The 4808-nt window shown below is 55.5% G+C and carries 5 protein-coding genes; all 5 read left to right on the forward strand.

Annotated elements, in window-relative coordinates; translation table 11 throughout:
- Positions 1 to 176: 176 nt before the first annotated feature.
- Positions 177 to 1220, forward strand: coding sequence for a 3-deoxy-7-phosphoheptulonate synthase (gene aroF / locus Q7P41_RS10350; RefSeq protein ID WP_303884053.1), 1044 nt, complete (start codon positions 177 to 179; stop codon positions 1218 to 1220).
- Positions 1202 to 2071: a prephenate dehydrogenase/arogenate dehydrogenase family protein gene (locus tag Q7P41_RS10355; protein WP_303884055.1), complete on the forward strand. Its 870-nt coding sequence runs from the start codon at positions 1202 to 1204 to the stop codon at positions 2069 to 2071. Before aroF ends, Q7P41_RS10355 begins: the two co-directional genes overlap by 19 nt.
- Positions 2058 to 3365 (forward strand): 3-phosphoshikimate 1-carboxyvinyltransferase, encoded by a 1308-nt coding sequence (gene aroA / locus Q7P41_RS10360; RefSeq protein WP_303884057.1) that lies wholly within the window; start codon positions 2058 to 2060, stop codon positions 3363 to 3365. The genes Q7P41_RS10355 and aroA overlap by 14 nt, the downstream gene beginning before the upstream one ends.
- A complete protein-coding gene (gene aroC, locus Q7P41_RS10365) occupies positions 3362 to 4531 on the forward strand; it encodes a chorismate synthase (protein ID WP_303884059.1) in 1170 nt (389 codons plus the stop codon). The genes aroA and aroC overlap by 4 nt, the downstream gene beginning before the upstream one ends.
- Positions 4524 to 4808 (forward strand): shikimate kinase (locus tag Q7P41_RS10370; protein ID WP_303884061.1); only part of this gene is annotated, 285 nt, incomplete at its 3' end. The genes aroC and Q7P41_RS10370, both read left to right, overlap by 8 nt.

A 4808-nucleotide genomic window follows, 5' to 3' on the forward strand; every position in this document is an offset into this window, starting at 1 on the left:
CGACGGCCAGTGGCGTTATTATTACGCTTCTGGCCAATTTTCTTATGGAGACCGACCGCCGGGCGGGAAGCAGTATCGTAATATAGTATAGTAAAGTATCATATTAGCAAGACAATCCGGGGTTCGGTCTCAAAGCCGAACCCCGGATTTTTTATTTCAAGAAGGAGGGAAAAGAAATGACAGCAACAAGGGCGATCATAACGACGAACAGAGGGGCATCCGCAGGAAGGCTGCTCATGAGATTAGACGAGGCAGGCATCGGGGCGCGAATAATCAAAGATGGCTGCGAAGCCATAGTGCTGGCCGAGGGCTTGATAAACGAAGGCAAGCTGCAGGAGATGCCGGAGGTAGCCAATTTCACCATAGCAAAATCCCAGTTCCCGCTGGCAAGCCGCGAATGGCTGCAGGAAGAAAGCACCGTCGAAATAGCCCCCGGAGTGGTCATCGGTGGCGGAAATGCCCTGGTCATAGCGGGACCCTGTGCAGTCGAAGACAGGGAACAGATCGTTAAAACGGCACAGGCCATTAAGAAATCTGGTGCGATGGCCCTCAGGGGCGGCGCCTACAAGCCGAGGACTAACCCCTACTCCTTCCAGGGCCTGGGCGTCGAAGGTTTGAACCTTCTTTCAGAGGCAAAAAGGATAACGGGCCTTCCCATAGTCACGGAAGTCATGACCCCCGAGGACATAGACCTGATGCTTCCCCATGCCGACATACTGCAGGTCGGCTCGCGCAACATGCAGAACTTCTCCCTGCTAAAGGCCCTGGGCAAGATCGACAAGCCCGTCCTCCTTAAGCGCGGGATGATGGCCACCGTGGACGAATGGCTGCAGGCTGCAGAATACATACTCTCCGGCGGGAATTTCAACGTCATACTATGTGAACGCGGGATAAGGAGCTTTGAAAAAAGGACGCGCAACACCCTGGACTTAAACGCCGTACCCTTGATAAAGAGCCTTAGCCACCTTCCGATCATAGTCGACCCTAGCCACGGCACGGGCGACAGGGCCTTGGTCCCGAGCATGAGCCTGGCCGCGATGGCTGCAGGAGCAGACGGCCTCATCGTAGAGGTACACCCCAACCCCAAGGAGGCCGTAAGCGACGGAGACCAATCGCTGGACCTCGAGGAGTTTGACGACCTCATGATATCCATAAAAAGGCTGCTTTCTGCCATTTCGGGCAAATCTCTGGAGTGTTCAAAGTGCAGTGTAGCAGCGTAGGGATCATCGGCCTTGGCCTCATCGGCGGCTCAATTGGGAAACGCCTGCTTCAATGCGGGTGGACGAAAAATGTGCTTGGCTGGGACAGGGACGAACATGTCGTAGGGCGCGCCCTTGCCTCCGGGGCGATCACCGAAGCATGCAGGCCGGAGGAAATGGCCCAAGAGGTCGATCTTTTGATTCTTGCCACGCCGCCAAGCCAAATGGTCAATTTAAGCCAAAGGATCGCTCCCTGCGCTGATGAGAAGCTTAAAGCGGTAACTGATACCGCAAGCACCAAGCATTCGTTGTCAAGGGAATTATCCGTCATCTGGAAGGAAAGATACGTAGGGCTTCATCCCATGGCAGGCAAGGAAAAGGGCGGCATAGACAACGCATCTGCGGACCTTTTTGCAGGGGCCGTGTGCGCATTGGTGCCTACCGCTTCGTCAAGCAATAAAGCCGTAGAGCTGGCCAAAGACCTAATTTGCGCCTTAGGCTCGCATACTGTAATCGTAAGCCCCGAGGAACACGACCAGATAGTGGCAGTAACGAGCCACCTCCCCATGTTTTTAGCCACAGCCCTTGCGGCACTTGCGGGCACAAGGGCGTCCCAACAGGAAGAGCTTCCAAAATTCGTAGCCGGCGGCTTCAGGGACACGACCAGGGTGGCTTCATGCCCCCCTTGGCTTATCGCTGACGTATGGGAGACGAACAAAGGCTTTATAAGCCAAGCGATAAAGGACTTCATGGACATTTTGTCGGAGATGTCAAAGATGGACCCAAAGGAACTGCTTAAGTTTGCAGCCAATGCAAAAGAGTCGAGAGATGCGCTATTAGCGCAACGAGGTGAGACAAATGATAGAAATTAACCCAACCAGCCGAATCAATGGCGAAATTCACGTGCCCGGCGACAAGTCCATATCGCACAGGGCGGCATTTCTTGGTGCCATGACGAGGGACGGCGTAGAGGTATCCAATTTCTCCCCCGGACAGGACTGCGCCAGCACGCTGGCATGCCTTGAGGCGATGGGATGCGCCGTTGAGCAGGACAAGGCCTTTAACACGGTCAAAATAAAGGCACCGACAGGCCTCAAGGAACCAAAGGACGTGCTCGACGCCAAAAATTCCGGCACCACGGCCCGCCTTTTGCTCGGCCTTCTGTCGGGCATCCCGAATTTATTTGCCGTCGTGACGGGAGACGAAAGCCTGAAAAGACGACCCATGGGGAGGGTGGTAAAACCTTTGGTCGCCATGGGGGCAAAAATCGACGGCCGCGAGTTTGGCGAAAGGCTTCCCCTGGCGGTCAGGGGAAGAAAGCTTAGCGGCGGCGTTCACGCCCTTCAGGTGGCAAGCGCACAGGTAAAGACAGCCATACTGCTTGCCGGTCTGGGCGCACAGGGCGCAACGACAGTCATTGAACCTTCCCCCACGAGGGACCATACCGAGATAATGCTTGAATACCTAGGTGTCCCCGTACTTAAAGACGGCCTCAAGGTCACGGTGTATCCTACAAGCTCCATTCCGGGCGAAAGCTGGAGGATACCGGGAGATTTCTCGGCGGCAGCTTTTTGGATAGTCGCCGCCGCAATAACAGCAGAAAGCGAGCTTCGCATAAAAGAGGTAAACGTAAACCCCACCAGGACAGGGCTTCTGAAAGTGCTTGAGAGGATGGGGCTTGATTACGCCATTGAAGAAGAAACCTTGAGCGGAGGGGAAAGGACGGCCACCGTAGCCGTAAGATCCTCCCGGCTTAAAGGCACGACCGTCTCGCCCGAAGAGGTCCCCTCGCTCATCGACGAGCTTCCAGTGCTGGCCGTGGCCGCCACCCGGGCCGAAGGGATAACCGAGATAAGAGGAGCAAGGGAACTGCGGGTAAAGGAAAGCGACAGGATACATGCCATGGCCATAAACCTAAAAGCCCTTGGAGCCCAGATACAGGAGACGGATGACGGATGGATCATCGAAGGAAGAACTGCCCTTTCGGGCGGCAGGGCAAAAAGCTTTGGCGATCATCGCGTAGCAATGGCCATGGCCGTCGCCGGCCTTGTCGCGACAGGACCGGTTCGCATCGAAGATGAGGAATGCGTCAGCATATCCTACCCGGGCTTCTTCGACGACCTGACCAAACTTACGCAAACATGCCTTAAGGAGGTTTCATCATGAGCCTGCGCTTTTTAACCTGTGGTGAATCTCACGGGAAGGGATATCTCATCATCCTTGAGGGGATGCCCTGCGGCCTTGCAATATCAAAGGAGCTTATCGAGCAGGACCTCACCCGCAGAAGGCGCGGATATGGGCGCGGGGAGCGCATGAAGCTTGAAAAGGACGAATTCGAATATTTCGGGGGAGTCAGGGGAGGGCTTACGACGGGAAACCCGATCGGGGTCGTCCTTCGAAACAGCGAATGGGAAAAGTGGAGAGGCGCCATGGACCCCTTCAAAGTTGACAAGGAAGAAGCGGCACAAAAGGCCGTGACGCGACCGAGGCCCGGACATGCCGACTTTGCGGGCATGGCAAAGTTCGGATTTGAAGAGGCAAGAAATGTCTTAGAGAGGGCAAGCGCAAGGGCGACAGCTGCATGGACCGTGGCAGGCGCGATCTGCAAAACCTTTTTAATCGAACTTGGAATCACCGTAAGAAGTGCCGTTACGTCCATAGGAACGGAAATCGCAGATTTGCCGGAAAGCGACGAAAAATGGGCCGAGGCATACAGCTCAGACATGGGAGTTGCAGGACGCAATATGGAAGCCCGCCTTCGAAGGGCGATAGACGAGGCTGGGCAAAGCGGCGATTCCCTTGGCGGAACCTTTGCGGTCATAGCGAAAAACGTCCCAGCAGGCATAGGCTCCTACAGCGAATGGGACAGGCGCTTGGACGGCCGGCTGGCCCAGGCTTTGATGGCAATCCCTTCGGCCAAGGGCGTTGAGATAGGGGGAGGTTTCGAGCTTTCAAAGAAGCCCGGAAGCGAGGTGCACGATGAATTTGTCCTTTTATCCGACCAATGGGACCGCGGCTCAAACAACGCGGGCGGCATCGAAGGCGGCGTAACAAACGGTCAGGATATCTTAGTTCGCGTGGCCTTAAAGCCCATCCCCACGCTTAAAAAGCCACTTCACACCTTTGACGTCCAAACCAAGCAGGGCGCCACTGCCCACGTGGAAAGAGCAGATGTCTGCGTCGTGCCGGCTGCCTGCGTCGTAGGAGAGGCCATGACGTCGCTTGTGCTTGCGCAAGCCATATGCGAGCAGTTTGGCGGCGATAGGATGGAAGACCTGAAAGGTCGTCTCAAAGAACATATAGAACGGACAAGGAGGATGCTTCATGCATGATATGACTGTAACCCAAACGGTTGAAAAGATAAAAAAAGATAAACCGGATCTAAAGGGGACTTCATTCAGGTTGTACCTCGGGGGCTTCATGGCCGCCGGCAAGACCTCCGTGGGAAGCAAGCTCTCCGAACTCACCGGGCTGCCCTTCCTGGACACCGACGACCTGATAGAGGCCATGGCCGGGATGAGCATCGCCGAGATATTTGCAACCTGCGGCGAAGGTCATTTTCGCGAGCTTGAGAGGCGCGTCCTCGACGAGACCTTTAAGCTCAAAAAC

It is taken from the genome of Acetomicrobium mobile, from assembly GCF_937920065.1.

Coding starts and splice junctions, on each gene's coding strand:
- aroF (WP_303884053.1), top strand. CDS start 177: ATGACAGCAACAAGGGCGATCATAACGACGAACAGAGGGGCATCCGCA.
- aroA (WP_303884057.1), top strand. CDS start 2,058: ATGATAGAAATTAACCCAACCAGCCGAATCAATGGCGAAATTCACGTG.
- aroC (WP_303884059.1), top strand. CDS start 3,362: ATGAGCCTGCGCTTTTTAACCTGTGGTGAATCTCACGGGAAGGGATAT.